This window comes from Pseudomonas silesiensis, from assembly GCF_001661075.1.
GTDB classification, from domain to species: Bacteria; Pseudomonadota; Gammaproteobacteria; order Pseudomonadales; family Pseudomonadaceae; genus Aquipseudomonas; species Aquipseudomonas silesiensis.
On the sequence record NZ_CP014870.1, the window covers coordinates 994,111 to 1,012,902 of the forward strand.

An 18,792-nucleotide genomic window follows, 5' to 3' on the forward strand; every position below is an offset into this window, starting at 1 on the left:
AGCGCGCAGGCTCTTACAGGTCAATCACGCCGCGACCCTCGATGATCCGCTCCATAGAGGACCTGAGATGACCCGTATCGGAACTCCACTGTCGCCCACCGCGACCCGCGTTTTGTTGTGTGGCTGTGGTGAGCTGGGCAAGGAAGTGGTGATCGAGCTGCAACGCCTGGGCGTAGAAGTGATTGCCGTGGATCGCTACGCCAACGCGCCGGCCATGCAGGTTGCCCATCGCAGCCACGTGATCAACATGCTCGACGGCGCTGCCCTGCGTGCCGTGATCGAGGCCGAGCAGCCGCACTTCATCGTGCCGGAAATCGAAGCCATCGCCACCGCGACCCTGGTCGAGCTTGAAGCGCAAGGTTTCACCGTGATCCCGACGGCGCGTGCCACGCAGCTGACCATGAACCGCGAAGGTATCCGTCGCCTGGCCGCCGAAGAGCTGGACTTGCCGACCTCGCCGTACCACTTTGCCGACACCTTCGAAGATTACAGCAAGGCCATCGAAGACCTGGGTTTCCCCTGTGTGGTCAAGCCGGTGATGAGTTCCTCGGGCAAGGGCCAGAGCCTGTTGCGCAGCGCCGATGACGTGAAAACCGCGTGGGATTACGCGCAAGAAGGCGGCCGCGCCGGTAAAGGTCGGGTGATCATCGAGGGCTTCATCGACTTCGACTACGAAATCACCCTGTTGACCGTGCGTCACGTCGGCGGCACGACGTTCTGCGCACCCGTCGGCCATCGTCAGGAGAAGGGCGACTACCAGGAATCCTGGCAGCCACAGGCCATGAGCCCGGTGGCCCTGGCGCAATCCCAGCACGTGGCCAAGGCGGTCACCGAGGCCTTGGGTGGCCGTGGCCTGTTTGGCGTCGAGCTGTTCATCAAGGGCGATCAGGTGTGGTTCAGCGAAGTGTCGCCACGTCCCCATGACACCGGTCTGGTAACCCTGATTTCCCAGGACCTGTCGCAGTTCGCCCTGCATGCTCGGGCGATCCTGGGCCTGCCGATTCCGTTGATCCGTCAGTTCGGGCCTTCGGCTTCGGCGGTGATCCTGGTGGAAGGGCAATCGACCCAGACCGCTTTCGCCAACCTGGGCGCTGCTTTGAGCGAGCCGGATACGGCGTTGCGCCTGTTTGGCAAGCCTGAGGTCAATGGCCAGCGGCGGATGGGGGTGGCGTTGGCGCGGGATGAGTCGATCGAGGCGGCTCGTGCCAAGGCGACCCGCGCTTCCCAGGCTGTCGTGGTCGAGCTCTAAACCGAGGCGCGGCTATCGCGAGCAAGCTCGCTCCCACAGGGTTTTCGGCTGGTCACAAGTTTTGTGTACACCCGAGCACCCTGTGGGAGCGGGCTTGCTCCGGGCGGCGATCCGACGATGGCGGTCTGTCAGGCAACCCTGTTCAGATCGTTGTTGCGCGTCTCCTTAAGGCACAGCACCGCAATCAAACTCAACACCGCCGCCCCCGACACATACCCGCCGACATAACTCAAACCCCCCATCTCCACCAGTTTCTGCGCAAAGAACGGCGCCGCCGAAGCCCCGACGATCCCGCCCAGGTTGTAGGCCGCCGACGCCCCGGTATAGCGCACGTGGGTCGGAAACAGCTCTGGCAGCAGCGCCCCCATTGGCGCGAAGGTCACGCCCATCAGAAACAGCTCGATGCACAGGAACAACGCCACGCTCCACGTCGATCCCTGGGTCAGCAGCGGTTCCATCAGGAATCCGGACAGAATCGCCAGCACGCCGCCAATGATCAGCACCGGTTTGCGCCCGTAACGGTCACTGGCCAAGGCCGACAACGGCGTAGCCGCGGCCATGAACAGGACGGCGAAGCACAACAGCGCGAGGAAGGTTTCGCGGGTGTAGCCGAGTGTCGACACGCCATAGCTCAACGAAAACACGGTCGAGATGTAGAACAGCGCGTAACAAACCACCATCGACCCGGCACCCAGCAGCATGGGCGCCCAGTATTGGCTGAACAGTTCCACCAACGGGATCTTCACCCGTTCCTGGCGCGCCATGGCATTGGCGAACACCGGTGTTTCGTGGAGCTTGAGGCGCACGTACAGGCCGACCATCACCAGCGCGGCGCTGAGCAGGAACGGGATCCGCCAGCCCCACGAGCGGAACTGTTCGTCGTCCAGGGTCATGGCGAGGGTCAGGAACAGTCCGTTGGCCGCGAGAAAACCGATCGAAGGGCCCAGCTGCGGGAACATGCCGAACCAGGCGCGCTTGCCTTTGGGGGCGTTCTCCGTCGCCAGCAGCGCTGCGCCGCCCCATTCACCGCCCAGCCCCAGGCCTTGGCCGAAGCGCAATACGCACAGCAGGATCGGCGCCCAGGCCCCGATGCTGTCGTAACCCGGCAGCACGCCGATCAGGGTGGTGCATACGCCCATCAGCAGCAGGGAGGCTACCAGGGTCGATTTGCGCCCGATGCGGTCTCCGAAGTGGCCGAACAGCGCCGAGCCCAGCGGTCGGGCAAGGAACGCAATGCCGAAGGTGAGGAACGCCGACAGCATCTGCGCGGTGCCGGAGGTCTGCGGAAAGAACACCGGGCCGATCACCAGCGCTGCCGCAGTGGCATAGACGTAGAAGTCGTAGAACTCGATGGCGGTACCGATGAAGCTCGCGGTGGCCACCCGGGTGGCGGAGTTCGTCGGTTGTGCGGGCGTGCTGTCGTTATAAGTCGTGCTGGTCGTCATGCGGTAATCCCTGACAGTCATGTGCTCCAGTGGAGCGAATTATTATGGTCGAACACCCAGGGATGTGGGTTTAACGCAGAGTGCGGGTAGCACAGGGGTAGGGCGGGGCTTGGGTAAGCGGTTCGATTATAGGAAGGAGGCTAACGATCAAACAAGGGGCCAACGGTTCACGATGGCATTGTGGCGGTGCGGCGATCCGACAAGCCCCCTGGCCACAGGGATTGTGTCTGGCTCTAGATGACGGCTGGAACCAAAGTGGTATGCCAGATCAACACGCGTGTAACGCGGTTGTCCTCGGTTTCGAGGATTTCCAGCCGATACCGCCCGATCTTCAGGCACACCGCGCTTTCCGGAATCGTCTCCAGCGCTTCGGTGACCAACCCGTTCAGGGTTTTCGGTCCATCGCTGGGCAGGTGCCAGCCCAGGCTCTTGTTCAGGTCGCGAATCGACGCCGCGCCATCGATCACCAGTCGCCCATCGGCCTGGGGATGGATATGCGGGTTATCCAGGCTGTGCTGGCTTTCGAACTCACCGACGATTTCTTCGAGAATGTCTTCCAGTGTCACGATGCCGAGCACTTCGCCGTACTCGTCGACCACCATGCCCAGGCGTCGCTGCTGTTTATGGAAATTGAGCAGCTGCAACTGCAGCGGTGTGCTTTCGGGCACGAAGTACGGCTCGTGACTGGCCGCCAGCAGCGATTCCATGGTCAGGCTGCCGTCGGGCAACAGGTGCCGGATCTGGCGGGTATTGAGCACCGCTTCGACCTGGTTGATGTCGCTGTGGAACACCGGCAGGCGCGTGCGCTTGTTGTGGCGCAGTTGTTCGATGATGTCCGAAAGGGGGTCGTCGAGGTTGATCCCGTCGACATCGCTGCGCGGCACCAGAATGTCGTTGACCGTGATGTTGTCCAGCGCGTGGATGCCTGACAACGGATGCGGACGACAGACTGGCTGGTCGTGATCGTCGCGCCGCTCCCGCTGCGCCTCGTCTTCACTGTGTTGCACCACTTTGGCTTTGCGGGCGAACGGCCGCATCAGTAATTGGCTGATGCCGTTGAGCAGCCAGGCGGCGGGGTAGATGATTTTCAGCGGCGCGCGGAGCAAGGTGTTGCCCAGGGCCAGGATCGCGTCCGGGTAGCGAACGGCGAGGGAGCGTGGCAGGTAGTCGGCGAACACCAGCAGGACCGCGCCGGCCCCGACGCACGCGGCCCATGGACCGTTTTCAGCCCAGGTAAAAATCGCCAGCAACGTGCTGATGACCACCACGAGCGCGCGGCATAGGGTGTTGCACAGGATCAGGCTGTTCAGCGGGAAACTCAGTTTCGCCACGGGTTTGTCACTGGAGCGCGAAGCGGTGCGCTGGGCAAGCAAGTGTTGCTGTGCCGCTTCGATGGCGGTAAACAGCCCCGACCATAAAATCAGCAGGGCCATGACTGCGAGCATCGGCCCTATGGGCAATTCGTCCATTAATGCGGCCCGTCAGATGTGCAGGATGTATTCGCGGACCAGCTTGCTGCCGAAGTACGCCAGCATCAGCAGGCAGAAACCGGCGAGGGTCCAGCGAATGGCCTTGTGTCCGCGCCAGCCCAGGCGGGTGCGACCCCAGAGCAGCACGCTGAAGACGATCCAGGCCAGGCACGCCAGCAAGGTCTTGTGCACCAGGTGCTGGGCGAACAGGTTGTCGACGAACAGCCAGCCGGAGATCAGCGACAACGACAACAGGGTCCAGCCAGCCCAGAGGAAGCCGAACAGCAGGCTTTCCATGGTTTGCAGTGGCGGGAAGTTCTTGATCAGTCCGGACGGGTGCTTGTGCTTGAGTTGATGGTCCTGGACCAGCAACAGCAACGCCTGGAACACCGCAATGGTGAACATGCCGTAGGCGAGGATCGACAGCAGGATGTGGGCGAGGATGCCTGGCTCCTCGTCGATGATCTGCACCGTGCCGGCGGGGGCGATCTGCGAGAGGATCACGGTGGCGAGGCCCAGCGGGAACAGCAATATCAGCAGGTTCTCCACCGGAATCCGCGAGCAGGCCAGCAGTGTCAGGGCAATGACCGCCGCGGCGATCAGGCTGGCGGCGCTGAAAAAATCCAGGCCCAGGCCGATCGGCGTCAACAGATGGGTGAACAGGCTGGCACTGTGAGCCAGCACGGCCAGCACGCCGAGCGTGACCAGCAGGCGCTTGTTGGCCTTGGCGCCGGTGGCCAGACGAGTGCCCTGATAGAGGGTCGCAGCGGCGTATAAGCAGGCGGCGGCGAGGGTGGTAAGCAAACTGGGTGACAAGGGGAGCATAAATCCTGTTAGGCAAGCCCGAAAGGCGCTGAGTTTGGCATAGAAACCACACGGCACGAAAGTGCGAGGTGTCCGCCAGACGCAGTCTTCGCTATAATCCGCGACCTGCCCACGCCGCAGGCTCGCCGAGCACATGTTTAATCCGGTCTGGGCCGCCATTATCCCGGTCTACACAGGGCCTGAAAGGATCGCGCAATGTTTGAAAACTTAACCGACCGTCTCTCGCAGACGCTGCGCCATGTCACCGGCAAGGCCAAGCTGACCGAGGACAACATCAAAGACACCCTGCGTGAAGTGCGCATGGCGTTGCTCGAAGCCGATGTCGCCTTGCCGGTGGTCAAAGACTTCGTCAACTCGGTCAAGGAACGCGCCGTCGGTACCGAGGTGTCGCGCAGCCTGACGCCGGGCCAGGCCTTCGTGAAGATTGTCCAGGCCGAACTCGAAAGCCTGATGGGCGCAGCCAACGAAGACTTGAACCTGAGCGCCGTTCCGCCAGCGGTCATTCTGATGGCCGGTCTGCAGGGTGCGGGTAAAACCACCACCGCCGGCAAGCTCGCGCGCTTCCTTAAAGAGCGCAAGAAGAAGTCGGTCATGGTCGTGTCCGCGGACGTTTACCGTCCTGCGGCGATCAAGCAGCTGGAAATGCTTGCCGGTGAAGTCGGCGTGACCTTCTTCCCGTCCGACCTGAGCCAGAAGCCGGTCGAGATCGCGCAAGCGGCCATTAAAGAAGCCAAGCTGAAATTCATCGACGTGGTCATCGTCGATACCGCCGGTCGCCTGCACATCGATGAAGAGATGATGGGCGAGATCAAGGCGCTGCATGCCGCGATCAACCCGGTCGAAACCCTGTTCGTGGTCGATGCCATGACCGGCCAGGATGCCGCCAACACGGCCAAGGCCTTTGGTGACGCGCTGCCCCTGACCGGTGTGATCCTGACCAAGGTCGACGGCGACGCCCGTGGCGGTGCCGCCCTGTCGGTGCGTGCCATCACCGGCAAGCCGATCAAGTTCATCGGTATGGGCGAGAAGAGCGAAGCGCTCGATCCGTTCCACCCTGAGCGTATCGCCTCGCGCATCCTTGGCATGGGCGACGTGCTCAGCCTGATCGAGCAGGCCGAGCAGACCCTCGACAAGGACAAGGCCGACAAGCTGGCCAAGAAGCTGAAGAAGGGGAAGGGCTTCGACCTCGAAGACTTCCGCGATCAGCTGCAACAGATGAAAAACATGGGCGGCCTCGGCGGCCTCATGGACAAACTGCCGAACATCGGCGGGGTGAACCTGGCGCAAATGGGCAATGCCCAGGGTGCGGCAGAAAAGCAATTCAAGCAGATGGAAGCCATCATCAATTCCATGACCCCGGCCGAGCGCCGCGACCCTGAGCTGATCAGCGGTTCGCGCAAACGCCGGATCGCCATGGGTTCCGGCACCCAGGTGCAGGACATCGGTCGCTTGATCAAGCAGCACAAGCAGATGCAGAAGATGATGAAGAAATTCTCCGCGAAAGGCGGAATGGCCAAAATGATGCGTGGCATGGGCGGTATGTTGCCCGGCGGCGGTATGCCCAAGATGTAAAGAATCCGCGCCGTCAGAGATGTCGGCGCAGTACCACAGAAATGTGGGATCTCCAGCAAACCCGCACTTGGCGGGAGCTGACTGGCCGTTTTCAACGACGGCTCTATAGCAAATCTGGATGGCGACCGAAAGGCCGCCGGAAAAAGACATTTGCAAAAGTCCGGATATTCCTTAGAATATGCGGCCTTTCGGGCACCTATGCCCGCTGTGCCTTTAGATTTGCAGCACCGACTACAGGAACGATGTTCACATGCTAACAATCCGTCTTGCCCTTGGCGGCTCCAAAAAGCGCCCGTTTTACCACTTGACCGTAACCGACAGCCGCAACCCGCGCGACGGTTCGCACAAGGAACAGGTTGGTTTCTTCAACCCTGTTGCTCGTGGTCAAGAAGTCCGTCTGTCCGTGAACCAAGAGCGCGTAGCCTACTGGCTGAGCGTTGGTGCACAACCTTCTGAGCGTGTTGCTCAGTTGTTGAAGGAATCTGCTAAGGCTGCGGCCTGAGCAATATGAACGCGACGCCAGCTGTTGCTGATGATTTGATCGTTATCGGCAAGATTTATTCTGTTCACGGCGTTCGCGGCGAAGTGAAGGTGTATTCCTTTACTGATCCGACTGAAAACCTGTTGCAGTACAAAACCTGGACGCTCAAGCGCGAAGGTAGTGTGAAACAGGTCGAGCTGGTCAGCGGACGTGGGAACGACAAGTTCCTGGTCGCAAAGCTCAAGGGTCTCGATGATCGTGAAGAAGCGCGTCTTCTGGCCGGTTATGAGATCTGCGTGCCACGCAACCTGTTCCCTGAATTGACCGACGGCGAGTACTACTGGTACCAGCTGGAAGGTCTGAAGGTTATTGATCAACTCGGGCAATTGCTCGGGAAAATCGATCATCTTCTGGAAACCGGCGCCAATGATGTAATGGTGGTCAAGCCTTGCGCTGGCAGCCTGGATGATCGCGAACGCCTGTTGCCCTATACGGAGCAATGCGTGTTGGCTGTCGACCTGGCCGCAGGCGAGATGAAGGTGGAATGGGATGCGGACTTCTAAACGTGGCTAACCTGCGCGTAGAAGTGATCAGTTTGTTTCCCGAGATGTTCTCCGCCATCAGCGAGTACGGCATCACCAGTCGTGCGGTGAAACAGGGGCTGTTGCAGCTCACCTGTTGGAATCCGCGAGACTACACGACGGATCGACATCACACTGTGGACGATCGCCCATTTGGCGGTGGTCCGGGCATGGTGATGAAGATCAAGCCCCTGGAAGATGCTCTGGTTCAGGCCAAGGCAGCAGCCGGGGAGGCGGCGAAGGTGATTTACCTGTCCCCCCAAGGCCGTCAACTGACTCAGTCGGCGGTACGCGAGTTGGCGAATCTGGATGCATTGATCCTGATTGCCGGCCGCTATGAAGGCATTGACGAGCGTTTTATTGAAGCTCATGTCGATGAAGAGTGGTCGATTGGCGACTATGTACTGTCTGGCGGTGAGCTGCCGGCGATGGTCCTGATCGATGCGGTTACACGACTGCTGCCTGGAGCTTTAGGGCATGCGGACTCCGCCGAGGAAGATTCCTTTACGGATGGTTTGCTGGATTGCCCGCACTACACCCGACCGGAGGTGTATGCGGATCAGCGTGTTCCCGACGTATTGCTAAGTGGCAATCACGCGCATATCCGGCGTTGGCGTTTACAGCAGTCCCTTGGTCGGACCTTTGAACGACGCGCCGATCTTCTGGAAAGCCGCTCGCTTTCTGGAGAAGAGAAGAAGCTGCTCGAGGAATACATCCGCGAGCGGGACGATAGTTAACAACGTATCGATGGTAAATCCGACGATTTACCTTAGGAGCACAGCATGACTAACAAAATCATCCTTGCACTCGAAGCAGAGCAGATGACCAAAGAGATCCCTACCTTTGCCCCGGGCGACACCATTGTCGTTCAGGTGAAAGTGAAGGAAGGCGACCGTTCGCGTCTGCAAGCGTTCGAAGGTGTTGTTATCGCCAAGCGTAACCGCGGCGTAAACAGTGCTTTCACCGTGCGTAAAATCTCCAACGGTGTTGGCGTAGAGCGTACTTTCCAGACCTACAGCCCGCAAATCGACAGCATGGCCGTTAAACGTCGCGGTGACGTACGTAAAGCCAAGCTGTACTACCTGCGTGACCTGTCCGGTAAAGCAGCTCGCATCAAGGAAAAACTGTCTTAAGTCCAGACAGCTTCCGATGCAGAAAAAAGCAGCCTACGGGCTGCTTTTTTGTTGTCCGCGATTTACCCGATACAAACCTGACCTGTAGGAGCGAGGCCTGCCCGCGAAGACGTCATATCAGCCAGCATAAATGTTGAATGTAAGTCCGTCTTCGCGGGCAAGCCTCGCTCCTACAAGAGATCACGCCATCACCCAATCAATTGCATCAGGCTCTATAAAGCCGCAGCAGGCTATGAAAGACTTGCCATCAGTTTTCCAGTCGCCTGAGCCCCTATGCCCGCCATCGATCACCCCCTGATAGACCAGTTTCTCGACGCCCTGTGGCTGGAAAAGGGTCTTTCCGATAACACCCGCGACGCCTATCGCAGCGACCTGGCCTTGTTCAACGGCTGGTTACAAGAGAAAGGACTGGAGCTGATCGACGCCGGCCGCGAATTGATCCTCGATCACCTTGCCTGGCGCCTGGAACAAAACTACAAACCCCGTTCAACTGCACGATTTCTCTCCGGCGTGCGTGGGTTTTATCGCTATTTATTGCGGGAAAAGTTAATCGCTACCGATCCGACCTTGCGCGTCGATATGCCTCAGCTTGGCAGGCCTTTACCCAAATCCTTGTCGGAAGCCGATGTGGAGGCGCTGCTCAAGGCGCCGGACTTGAGCGAAGCGATCGGTCAGCGTGATCGCGCCATGCTTGAAGTGCTTTATGCCTGTGGTTTGCGAGTCACCGAGCTGATCAGCCTGACCCTGGAGCAGGTCAACCTGCGCCAGGGGGTGCTGCGGGTGATGGGCAAGGGCAGCAAGGAACGGCTGGTGCCGATGGGCGAGGAGGCGATCGTCTGGGTCGAGCGCTACATGCGCGATGGTCGCAACGAACTGCTGGGTGGGCGCCCGAGCGATGTCATGTTCCCCAGCCAGCGCGGCGAACAGATGACCCGCCAGACCTTCTGGCACCGTATCAAGCATCAGGCCAAGGTCGCCGGGATCGGCAAGTCGCTGTCGCCGCACACGTTGCGCCATGCCTTCGCCACGCACCTGCTTAACCACGGCGCCGACTTGCGAGTGGTGCAAATGCTGCTGGGGCACAGCGATCTATCTACCACGCAGATCTACACTCACGTTGCCCGTGCGCGCCTGCAAGACCTGCACGCCAAACACCACCCGCGCGGCTGAACACGGTTCCTGTGGGAGCGGGCTTGCCCGCGATTGCGGTGTGTCAGTAAAAGTTGTGTCGACTGACATTCCGCAATCGCGGGCAAGCCCGCTCCCACAGTGAATTGTGTTGTCCCAATGTCTTGCGTCAGGCGCATTCGGCCGCAGGGGCCTTATGTGGTAGGCTTTGCCGGTTTGCACGATGGGCGATTATGACCCGGTGTTTCGGCACGGGCGTTCTGATCGTCCCATTTGTCCGCCCTCAGGAGTTCTCATGCGTCTGACCCAGATTTTCGCCGCCGCAGCCATTGCGTTGGTCAGCACCTTTGCCGTCGCCGATGATGCGGCCGACAAAGCCATTCGTAAAAGCCTGGAAAACCTCCAGCTCGAAGTTCCGGTAGAAAGCATCTCCGCCAGTCCTCTGCCCGGCCTCTACGAAGTCAGACTCAAAGGCAGCCGCGTACTGTACGCCAGTGCCGACGGCCAATACGTGGTTCAGGGCTACATGTTCCAGCTCAAGGACGGCAAGCCGGTCAACCTGACCGAGAAGACCGAACGCCTTGGCGTTTCCAAACTGGTCAACGCGATCCCGGTAGCGGAAACCGTGGTGTACCCGGCGATCGGCGAAACCAAATCGCACATCACCGTGTTCACCGACACCACGTGCCCGTACTGCCACAAGCTGCACGCCGAAGTGCCTGAGCTGAACAAGCGCGGCATCGAAGTGCGTTACGTGGCGTTTCCACGTCAGGGCCTGGGCTCGCCGGGTGACGAACAGCTGCAGGCGGTCTGGTGCTCGAAAGACAAGAAAGCCGCCATGGACAAAATGTCCGATGGCAAGGAAATCAAGGCCGCCAAGTGCGATAACCCGGTTTCCAAACAGTTCGCCCTGGGTCAGTCGATCGGCGTGAACGGTACACCGGCCATCGTTTTGGCTGATGGCCAGGTCATTCCGGGCTACCAGCCCGCGCCACAAGTCGCCAAACTGGCACTGGGTGCGAAATAAGGTTCGTTGTCAGCCTTTGACGATCATGGTCGGGCGGTCAATCGCCTGGCCATCAATAGAGAGCCGCGAATATGCGGTTGTTTTCACGGCCGGCCTCGAGTCGGCCGTTTTATGGGGAGTTCACAGTGAAACCGGTCAAAGTAGGCATCTGTGGGTTAGGGACCGTCGGTGGCGGTACCTTCAACGTACTTCAGCGCAACGCCGAGGAAATTGCTCGTCGTGCCGGGCGTGGAATCGAAGTGGCACAAATTGCCATGCGCACGCCAAAGCCTCAGTTCCAGACGACCGGTATTGCGATTACCAACGATGTGTTCGAAGTGGCCACGAACCCTGAGATCGACATCGTCATAGAGCTGGTGGGCGGCTACACCGTTGCCCGCGAGCTGGTACTCAAGGCCATCGAGAATGGCAAGCATGTGGTCACCGCGAACAAGGCACTGATCGCCGTTCACGGTAATGAAATTTTCGCCAAGGCTCGCGAGAAGGGCGTCATCGTGGCGTTCGAAGCGGCCGTGGCCGGTGGCATCCCGGTGATCAAGGCGATCCGTGAAGGCCTGTCCGCCAACCGCATCAACTGGGTTGCCGGGATCATCAACGGCACCGGCAACTTCATCCTCACCGAAATGCGTGAGAAGGGTCGCACCTTCGAAGACGTACTCGCCGAGGCGCAAGCCCTGGGTTACGCCGAAGCGGATCCGACCTTCGACGTCGAAGGCATCGATGCAGCCCACAAGCTGACGATCCTGGCGTCCATTGCGTTCGGTATTCCGCTGCAATTCGACAAGGCTTACACCGAAGGCATCACCAGACTGACCACCGCTGACGTGAATTACGCCGAAGCGCTAGGCTATCGCATCAAGCACCTGGGCGTGGCGCGCAGCACCGCGGCCGGCATCGAGTTGCGTGTGCATCCGACGCTGATCCCGGCCGATCGCCTGCTCGCCAACGTCAACGGCGTGATGAACGCGGTGATGGTCAACGGTGACGCCGCCGGTTCGACCCTGTTCTACGGCGCGGGCGCCGGCATGGAGCCGACCGCTTCGTCGGTGATCGCGGACCTGGTGGACGTGGTTCGCGCCATGACCTCCGACCCGGAAAACCGCGTGCCGCACCTGGCTTTCCAGCCGGATTCGCTGTCGGCGCACCCGATCCTGCCGATCGAAGCCTGCAAGAGTGCCTACTACCTGCGTATCCAGGCCAAGGATCATCCTGGCGTGCTGGCCCAGGTGGCGAGCATCCTCTCGGAACGTGGCATCAACATCGAATCGATCATGCAGAAGGAAGTCGAAGAACACGACGGCCTGGTGCCAATGATCATGCTGACGCACCGTGTGCTGGAACAGCACATGAACGACGCGATCACCGCCCTGGAGACCTTGGAAGGCGTGGTCGGCCCGGTCGTACGGATCCGCGTCGAGCACCTGAACTAAGCCGTTATCGTTCACCGGGCCCGCACGCGGGCCCGGCATTGCGAACACTGTCTATTGGAGCCAGTCATGCGTTATATCAGTACCCGCGGCCAGGCACCGGCCCTGAATTTCGAAGATGTCCTGCTGGCCGGTCTCGCCACCGACGGCGGTCTGTACGTCCCGGAAAACCTGCCACGTTTCACCCAGGAAGAAATCGCTTCCTGGGCCGGCCTGCCGTATCACGAGCTGGCCTTCCGGGTGATGCGCCCATTCGTGGCGGGCAGCATTCCAGATGCCGATTTCAAAAAGATCCTTGAAGAAACATACGGTGTGTTCTCCCACAGCGCCGTAGCGCCACTGCGCCAGCTGAACGGCAACGAATGGGTGTTGGAGCTGTTCCACGGCCCGACCCTGGCGTTCAAGGACTTCGCCCTGCAACTGCTCGGTCGTCTGCTGGACTACGTGCTGGAAAAACGCGGCGAGCGCGTGGTGATCGTCGGGGCCACCTCCGGTGACACCGGTTCGGCCGCCATCGAAGGCTGCAAGCACTGCGAAAACGTCGACATCTTCATCCTGCACCCGCACAACCGCGTGTCCGAAGTGCAACGCCGCCAGATGACCACCATTTTTGGTGAGAACATCCACAACATCGCCATCGAAGGCAACTTCGATGACTGCCAGGAAATGGTCAAGGCCAGCTTCGCCGACCAGAGCTTCCTCAAAGGCACGCGCCTGGTGGCGGTGAACTCGATCAACTGGGCGCGGATCATGGCCCAGATCGTCTATTACTTCCACGCAGCCCTGCAGTTGGGCGGCCCGGCACGCTCGGTATCGTTCTCGGTACCCACCGGCAACTTCGGCGATATCTTCGCCGGTTACCTGGCCCGCAACATGGGCCTGCCGATCAACCAGTTGATCGTCGCCACCAACCGCAACGACATCCTGCACCGCTTCATGAGCGGCAATCAGTACGTCAAGGAGACCCTGCACGCCACGCTGTCGCCGTCCATGGACATCATGGTGTCGTCGAACTTCGAACGTCTGCTGTTCGACCTGCACGGTCGCAACGGTGCGGCGATTGCCGGCCTGATGGACAACTTCAAGCAAGGTGGCGGTTTCAGCGTCGAACAGGAACGCTGGACCGAGGCCCGCAAGCTGTTCGACTCCCTGGCCGTGGACGACGCACAAACCTGCGAAACCATCGCTGAAGTCTACGAACAGACGGGTGAACTGCTGGATCCGCACACGGCCATTGGCGTCAAGGCCGCACGCGAATGCCGTCGCAGCCTGGATATTCCGATGGTCATCCTGGGCACGGCCCACCCGGTCAAGTTCCCGGACGCCGTGAAAAAAGCCGGTGTAGGAAAAGCGCTTGAACTGCCTGTGCATCTTGCTGATTTGTTTGAGCGAGATGAGCGCTGCACGGTATTGCCAAATGACCTGAAAGCCGTGCAGGCCTTTGTCAGTCAGCATGGCAACCGCGGCAAGCCCCTGTAACCGGCATAAGCTGTCACACATTGAAGCCCGTCTCCTGACGGGCTTTCTCGTTTTCGGATGTCACACTTGTCGTATGTCGAATATGAGGAATCGCCCTTCAAGGACGGGCGATTCGATGAACAAGGAAGTGACAATGCCATTTTTCAAAGGATTGAAACCCGCCGCCTGTTGGATGTTTTTACTTGGCGCCATGGGCATCGCGCATTGGGTGATGGCGGCGCATTCGGCGACACCTGAACCCAGGGGCGCAGTCGCTGGCGCGACGCTAAGACTCAACGCTCAGGAACTGCAATGGATCGCCGAGCACCCGCGAGTCATTGTCGCGTCGAAGCAGTATCCGCTGTACCTGTTCAAGGATGAGCAGGGTCAATGGAGCGGGCTGTACGAAGATGTACTCACACGCATCAGCGCCATGACCGGGCTGCAATTTGAGCATAAAGAAACCTTTTCCACCGAGCAGATGCTGGAGCAACTGGCAAGCGGCGCGGCGAACTTGAGTACGACGTTGTCGATGAATGACGAGCGCAAGGGGTTTCTGGATTTCAGTCACGCGTTCGGTGGCGCAGGTTGGGTATTGATCGGGCGGGCTGGGGAGCCGCCATTGAAATCCCTGGAGCAACTGTCGAGGCGAGTGGTGGTGCTGCCGGCCCGGCACGCCCTCGAATCGATGATTCGCCGTGACTATCCAGCCATCCATTTGCATTCGGTCAAGACCTACGCCGAGGCCCGGGCGCTGGTGGAAATCGGTGAGGCCGATGCCACCATTTACTCCGAGATCGGAGCGCATGTTTACCCGTCGGGACAGCTCAGGGTCGGGAATGTGGTGGAGGGCAAATGGGACGCCGATTACCTGGCGCTAGGCAAAGGCCAGCCGCAATTGTTGGGCATTCTCAACAAGGCGCTTGAAGCGTTTGCGCCTGCGGAATTGCGCGCCATTCGCCTGAAATGGGCCAGTGGAAGTGCTTCGTTGCAAGCGCCCGCTCCATGGCAACCACTGACTACCTGGGGTTGTGGGGGCGGGGTGGCAATCGGCATTTTCGCTTTTTCGATACTTTGGCGCCGTCGGCTCAAGGCCATGACCCGGCAGCGTCTGGCGGCCGAAACAGACCTGCGTGACCAACTGGCCTTTCAACTTGCGTTGATGGACACCATGCCCGATCCGATGTTTGTTCGGGATCTGGAAGGCCGGTTGGTCATGTGCAACAAAAGTTATGAGGAAAGTTTGTCGACTCGTTTCGACCAGGTCCAGGGACGGCAGTTGATCGAACTCGATATCTTGCCCAGGGAGACTGCCGAACTGCTGCATGCCGAGGTCATGGCACAGCTGGGTACTCGCAAGTCGAGCTTTTGTGAGCGTCGGTTGCTGTTCAAGAGTGGGCCCAGGGATATTTACCAGTGGGCGGTGCCATTCTACAGCGCAGACGGAACATTGCGCGGCCTGCTGGGTGGGTGGAGCGATATCGGCAAGTGCAAGAAGCAGGCGTGAAGGATTTGCCGCCTCTGTTTTATCTTTGTCATCTTCGCCGTGCATGCTCCATCGACCAGAGACGCCGATGCTCTGCAATCGGCATCCAGAACTTTCCTCCAGGGCCCGCGGTCATTTACAGTGGACACGCCCCAGGCACTTTGTTTTCGGACTATTGAGTGGTGATCGAGATGGAAAGTATCAGTCTATTGCTCGGTGAGGCTCTGAGCCCGTATCAGGTAAGGTTGACCCCGTCGGGACCCCAGGGCGCATGCCTGGTGACTCTGAAAAATTCGACTGGCGCCATTGTGGTCGAACGGGAATTCAACCAGGCACAGTTGACCGATAAGCGGCTGCTGACGGATGTGGTCGACGGATTGCATCGCGATGTGCTGATTGCCGAAGGGCGTCTGGAGCCCTGCGTGATCGCAGCGTTACGCAATGCTGCTCAGGGTAAGCCCCTGGCCAGCCGAAAATGAAATTGTCCTTTGTGGGAACCTTCCTGCTCCAAGGTCGGTCAGATCATGTAACAGCAGGATCAAGCATTGTGCTCCGGTGCTTGTAGCTTGCTGTTACTGGTCTTTATGTAGGCCACGTTTAACCCCGAGTCGTCTCCCCACTTCTCGGGGTTTCTTTTTGTCCACGATTTGTCATGGCCCGGCCTGCTGGCTGAAAAATGCCCTGCTGGCTTCCAGGTAATCGCTGCGACTGTCCGGGTCCAGCCAGGCGGCATAGGCCTGGCTCAGGCGCTCGTGGGGCAGGTCGCGCAGCACCTGGTTGATCTCGATGATGGCCTGTCGGCCCTGAGGGGTGTCAGTACAGCCGATGTAACCGGACAGGTACTTGCCTGTGCCGCGGATCGGGTAGAACTGCAAGTCATCTTCCGCGATCCCTTGCTGGCGGGCCTGGTAGCGGATCTCCGAGCGGTACCCCAACAACAGTCGCAAGCGTCCCAGGCGTTGCATCTGCAACAGGCTGCCCAACGCGTCGTTGCCATAGTGGAGCGTCAGCGCATGGGCGGGTGCCTGTTTGAGCAGTGCATCGAGATACTCGCCATAGTTGCGCTCGGCAATGATTCCCAGCTTCTCGCCACCACTGGCCAGCAGAGCCGCCAGGTCCACTTCGCCGTCCTGGATAAAAGGCGTCAGCAGCTGCCGATCGACGCGCCGCACTGCCAGGCCATTGCTGATGGCCCGAAAGACCGGGATGGAAAACGCCATCCAGCTGGCGCGTTCCTGGCTCCAGTTCAGCGCCGCATCGCACGTGAGGGAGGGCTCGTGGAGCATTTGCAAGCCGCGAGCACGATTGACCCGCATCAGAGTGTGTTGGTATTGCGGCATGCGAGCGATCAGCAACGGCAACAGTTGATCGATGACACCCTGGCCCTTTTCCGGACCTTCGAAAATCATCAGCGGCGGAAGATCGCGCAACAGCCAGACCAGGGTTTCCTTGGGCTGCGCCCACGTCGACTGAGCCTGACTGGCGAGCAAGATGAAAACCGCCACTGCGCACAGCGTTCGTGCGCCGCACAACCGGCAGCGGTCGATGAGTCGCGCAGGCAGGCGCTGCAGCCTAAATGGCGCCGTCTTCACGCAGCTTTGCGATCTGTTCCTTGTCGTAACCAAGGTCGTCCAGTACCTGCGCATTGTGTTCGCCCAACTGCGGCCCGACCCATTCGGATGTGCCAGGTGTCTCTGAGAGTTTCGGCACGATCCCCGGCATCTTGAAATCCTTGCCGTCCGGCAGCTTGGCCTTGAGGAACATTTCCCTGGCCAGGTACTGCGGATCGCTGAACATGTCTTCGGCACTGAAGATCCGACTGGCCGGTACCTCGGCCTGATTCAACTGCTCGATGATGGCATCCAGCGGCAGTGAATTGACCCAGCGATCAATCACCCCGTAAATCTCGTCGCGACGGCTATCGCGCCCATCGTTGCTGGCCAATTGCGGGTCGTTGGCCAGGTCTTCCCGGCCGATGAGCAGCATGAAGCGCTTGAAAATGGCATCGCCGTTGGCACCGATCTGCACGTGCTTGCCGTCGGCGCTGGTATGGATCGAAGAGGGCGTGATACCGGGCATGATGTTGCCGGTGCGTTCGCGGATGAAACCGAACACGTCGAACTCCGGGACCATGCTTTCCATCATGGCGAAGATCGCTTCATACAGCGCGACATCGACCACTTGGCCCAGGCCGCCGTTGACCTCGCGATGTCGCAGGGCCATCAGCGCGCCAATCACGCCCCAGAGTGCGGCAATCGAATCGCCGATGGAGATACCGGTGCGCACCGGTGGTCGGTCTTCAAAACCGGTGATGTAGCGCAGGCCGCCCATGGATTCACCGACGGCGCCAAATCCTGGCTGATCCTTCATCGGTCCGGTCTGACCGAATCCCGATAGACGCACCATCACCAGTTTCGGGTTCAGTGCGTGCAGGACGTCCCAGCCCAGGCCGAGTTTTTCCAGGACGCCCGGGCGAAAATTCTCGATCAGAATGTCCGCTTCGCCGAGCAGCTTCTTCAAAATCGCCAGACCGTCGGGATGCTTGAGGTTCAGCGTCAGGGACTTCTTGTTGCGGGCCTGAACGAACCACCACAACGAGGTGCCTTCGTACAGCTTGCGCCATTTGCGCAAGGGGTCGCCACCGTCCGGGGATTCAATCTTGATCACTTCGGCACCGAATTCACCACAAATGCGCGAGGCAAACGGCCCGGCGATCAATGTGCCCAATTCGATGACTTTCAGACCTGAGAGCGGTTTGGCGGTAAACGGCATGCTGGATCCTGTAGGACATAGGCTTAACGGGTACAGCGTTTTAGCATAGCCCGGCGTCAGCCGCCCAAGGTTGATTCGCCTTCAATTCGTTGATTGCCTGTCGCATCGGTTAGACTTGCCGCCTTTCCACGTATCAAGAAGCCCGTTCATGGCCCAGCCGTCCACGACCTACAAGTTTGAACTGAACCTCACCGACCTCGACCGCAGCATCTACGAGAGCGTGAAGCAGACCATCGCCCGTCACCCGTCGGAAACCGAAGAACGCATGACCGTGCGACTGCTGGCCTACGCCTTCTGGTACAACGAGCAGCTGTCGTTTGGTCGCGGCCTGTCAGACGTCGATGAACCAGCCTTGTGGGAAAAGAGCCTGGATGACCGTGTCCTGCACTGGATCGAAGTCGGCCAGCCAGACGCCGATCGCCTGACCTGGTGCTCGCGCCGCACCGAACGCACCAGCCTGCTGGCCTATGGCAGCCTGCGCGTCTGGGAAACAAAAGTGATCCCGGCGATCAAGAACCTGAAAAACGTGCACATTGCCGCGGTCCCCCAGGACGTCCTGGAGACCTTGGCCAAAGACATGCCACGCGTCATCAAGTGGGATGTGATGATCAGCGAAGGGACGATTTTCGTCACCGACGACCGTGGTCAGCACGAAGTGCAGCTGCAGTGGCTGAGCGGCGAACGCGGCTGATCGATCACCGCGGCATCGCTTCACCCGGTTTTGTCCCACCTATCCAAG

18 protein-coding genes are annotated in these 18,792 nt (G+C 59.9%); 13 read left to right on the forward strand and 5 right to left on the reverse strand.

Annotated elements, in window-relative coordinates:
• Nucleotides 1-67: 67 nt before the first annotated feature.
• Nucleotides 68-1,249 (forward strand): formate-dependent phosphoribosylglycinamide formyltransferase, encoded by a 1,182-nt coding sequence (gene purT, locus PMA3_RS04435; protein ID WP_064676031.1) that lies wholly within the window; start codon nucleotides 68-70, stop codon nucleotides 1,247-1,249.
• Between the two features lie 128 nt (nucleotides 1,250-1,377).
• On the opposite strand, the gene PMA3_RS04440 is transcribed toward purT, so the two are convergent.
• From PMA3_RS04440 to PMA3_RS04450, 3 genes are all read right to left on the reverse strand, one after another.
• Nucleotides 1,378-2,694: an MFS transporter gene (locus PMA3_RS04440; protein ID WP_064676032.1), complete on the reverse strand. Its 1,317-nt coding sequence runs from the start codon at nucleotides 2,692-2,694 to the stop codon at nucleotides 1,378-1,380.
• 233 nt (nucleotides 2,695-2,927) lie between these two features.
• Entirely contained in the window at nucleotides 2,928-4,163 is a 1,236-nt protein-coding gene (locus PMA3_RS04445) for a transporter associated domain-containing protein (protein ID WP_064676033.1), read from the reverse strand.
• Nucleotides 4,164-4,175: 12 nt separating this feature from the next.
• On the reverse strand, nucleotides 4,176-4,988 hold the full coding sequence (locus tag PMA3_RS04450) for a cytochrome C assembly family protein (protein WP_064676034.1): 813 nt from the start codon (nucleotides 4,986-4,988) through the stop codon (nucleotides 4,176-4,178).
• Between the two features lie 195 nt (nucleotides 4,989-5,183).
• Between PMA3_RS04450 and ffh the strand changes: the two genes are divergently transcribed.
• The 11 genes from ffh to PMA3_RS04505 all read left to right on the forward strand — a co-directional run bounded on the left by ffh (nucleotide 5,184) and on the right by PMA3_RS04505 (nucleotide 15,760).
• The gene (ffh, locus tag PMA3_RS04455) at nucleotides 5,184-6,560 is read left to right on the forward strand and encodes a signal recognition particle protein (protein WP_064676035.1); all 1,377 of its coding nucleotides are present in this window, start codon (nucleotides 5,184-5,186) and stop codon (nucleotides 6,558-6,560) included.
• Between the two features lie 250 nt (nucleotides 6,561-6,810).
• Entirely contained in the window at nucleotides 6,811-7,062 is a 252-nt protein-coding gene (gene rpsP / locus PMA3_RS04460) for a 30S ribosomal protein S16 (protein ID WP_003198088.1), read from the forward strand.
• A 5-nt stretch (nucleotides 7,063-7,067) separates the two neighbouring features.
• The gene (gene rimM / locus PMA3_RS04465; protein WP_010565276.1) at nucleotides 7,068-7,604 is read left to right on the forward strand and encodes a ribosome maturation factor RimM; all 537 of its coding nucleotides are present in this window, start codon (nucleotides 7,068-7,070) and stop codon (nucleotides 7,602-7,604) included.
• On the forward strand, nucleotides 7,586-8,359 hold the full coding sequence (gene trmD / locus PMA3_RS04470) for a tRNA (guanosine(37)-N1)-methyltransferase TrmD (protein ID WP_191626332.1): 774 nt from the start codon (nucleotides 7,586-7,588) through the stop codon (nucleotides 8,357-8,359). The genes rimM and trmD overlap by 19 nt, the downstream gene beginning before the upstream one ends.
• Nucleotides 8,360-8,404: 45 nt before the next feature.
• Entirely contained in the window at nucleotides 8,405-8,755 is a 351-nt protein-coding gene (rplS, locus tag PMA3_RS04475) for a 50S ribosomal protein L19 (protein ID WP_055103485.1), read from the forward strand.
• Between the two features lie 273 nt (nucleotides 8,756-9,028).
• Nucleotides 9,029-9,925, forward strand: coding sequence for a site-specific tyrosine recombinase XerD (gene xerD, locus PMA3_RS04480; RefSeq protein WP_064676036.1), 897 nt, complete (start codon nucleotides 9,029-9,031; stop codon nucleotides 9,923-9,925).
• A gap of 253 nt (nucleotides 9,926-10,178) precedes the next feature.
• Nucleotides 10,179-10,910, forward strand: coding sequence for a bifunctional protein-disulfide isomerase/oxidoreductase DsbC (gene dsbC / locus PMA3_RS04485; RefSeq protein WP_064676037.1), 732 nt, complete (start codon nucleotides 10,179-10,181; stop codon nucleotides 10,908-10,910).
• Nucleotides 10,911-11,035: 125 nt separating this feature from the next.
• Nucleotides 11,036-12,340: a homoserine dehydrogenase gene (locus PMA3_RS04490; RefSeq protein ID WP_064680615.1), complete on the forward strand. Its 1,305-nt coding sequence runs from the start codon at nucleotides 11,036-11,038 to the stop codon at nucleotides 12,338-12,340.
• A 66-nt stretch (nucleotides 12,341-12,406) separates the two neighbouring features.
• Nucleotides 12,407-13,816 (forward strand): threonine synthase, encoded by a 1,410-nt coding sequence (gene thrC, locus PMA3_RS04495; protein ID WP_064676038.1) that lies wholly within the window; start codon nucleotides 12,407-12,409, stop codon nucleotides 13,814-13,816.
• Nucleotides 13,817-13,949: 133 nt separating this feature from the next.
• Nucleotides 13,950-15,302, forward strand: a complete 1,353-nt coding sequence (locus PMA3_RS04500; protein ID WP_064676039.1) for a transporter substrate-binding domain-containing protein — start codon at nucleotides 13,950-13,952, stop codon at nucleotides 15,300-15,302.
• Nucleotides 15,303-15,472: 170 nt separating this feature from the next.
• The gene (locus PMA3_RS04505; protein ID WP_064676040.1) at nucleotides 15,473-15,760 is read left to right on the forward strand and encodes a DUF3509 domain-containing protein; all 288 of its coding nucleotides are present in this window, start codon (nucleotides 15,473-15,475) and stop codon (nucleotides 15,758-15,760) included.
• 171 nt (nucleotides 15,761-15,931) lie between these two features.
• On the opposite strand, the gene PMA3_RS04510 is transcribed toward PMA3_RS04505, so the two are convergent.
• A complete protein-coding gene (locus PMA3_RS04510) occupies nucleotides 15,932-16,795 on the reverse strand; it encodes a TIGR02285 family protein (RefSeq protein WP_064680616.1) in 864 nt (287 codons plus the stop codon).
• Between the two features lie 58 nt (nucleotides 16,796-16,853).
• Nucleotides 16,854-18,053: a CaiB/BaiF CoA transferase family protein gene (locus PMA3_RS04515; protein ID WP_064676041.1), complete on the reverse strand. Its 1,200-nt coding sequence runs from the start codon at nucleotides 18,051-18,053 to the stop codon at nucleotides 16,854-16,856.
• 148 nt (nucleotides 18,054-18,201) lie between these two features.
• Between PMA3_RS04515 and PMA3_RS04520 the strand changes: the two genes are divergently transcribed.
• Complete coding sequence (locus tag PMA3_RS04520) at nucleotides 18,202-18,744, forward strand: YaeQ family protein (protein ID WP_064676042.1); 543 nt, start codon at nucleotides 18,202-18,204, stop codon at nucleotides 18,742-18,744.
• Nucleotides 18,745-18,792 lie beyond the last annotated feature (48 nt).

Coding starts and splice junctions, on each gene's coding strand:
- purT (WP_064676031.1), top strand. CDS start 68: ATGACCCGTATCGGAACTCCACTGTCGCCCACCGCGACCCGCGTTTTG.
- PMA3_RS04440 (WP_064676032.1), bottom strand. CDS start 2,694: ATGACGACCAGCACGACTTATAACGACAGCACGCCCGCACAACCGACG.
- PMA3_RS04445 (WP_064676033.1), bottom strand. CDS start 4,163: ATGGACGAATTGCCCATAGGGCCGATGCTCGCAGTCATGGCCCTGCTG.
- PMA3_RS04450 (WP_064676034.1), bottom strand. CDS start 4,988: ATGCTCCCCTTGTCACCCAGTTTGCTTACCACCCTCGCCGCCGCCTGC.
- ffh (WP_064676035.1), top strand. CDS start 5,184: ATGTTTGAAAACTTAACCGACCGTCTCTCGCAGACGCTGCGCCATGTC.
- rpsP (WP_003198088.1), top strand. CDS start 6,811: ATGCTAACAATCCGTCTTGCCCTTGGCGGCTCCAAAAAGCGCCCGTTT.
- rimM (WP_010565276.1), top strand. CDS start 7,068: ATGAACGCGACGCCAGCTGTTGCTGATGATTTGATCGTTATCGGCAAG.
- trmD (WP_191626332.1), top strand. CDS start 7,586: ATGGGATGCGGACTTCTAAACGTGGCTAACCTGCGCGTAGAAGTGATC.
- rplS (WP_055103485.1), top strand. CDS start 8,405: ATGACTAACAAAATCATCCTTGCACTCGAAGCAGAGCAGATGACCAAA.
- xerD (WP_064676036.1), top strand. CDS start 9,029: ATGCCCGCCATCGATCACCCCCTGATAGACCAGTTTCTCGACGCCCTG.
- dsbC (WP_064676037.1), top strand. CDS start 10,179: ATGCGTCTGACCCAGATTTTCGCCGCCGCAGCCATTGCGTTGGTCAGC.
- thrC (WP_064676038.1), top strand. CDS start 12,407: ATGCGTTATATCAGTACCCGCGGCCAGGCACCGGCCCTGAATTTCGAA.
- PMA3_RS04500 (WP_064676039.1), top strand. CDS start 13,950: ATGCCATTTTTCAAAGGATTGAAACCCGCCGCCTGTTGGATGTTTTTA.
- PMA3_RS04505 (WP_064676040.1), top strand. CDS start 15,473: ATGGAAAGTATCAGTCTATTGCTCGGTGAGGCTCTGAGCCCGTATCAG.
- PMA3_RS04515 (WP_064676041.1), bottom strand. CDS start 18,053: ATGCCGTTTACCGCCAAACCGCTCTCAGGTCTGAAAGTCATCGAATTG.
- PMA3_RS04520 (WP_064676042.1), top strand. CDS start 18,202: ATGGCCCAGCCGTCCACGACCTACAAGTTTGAACTGAACCTCACCGAC.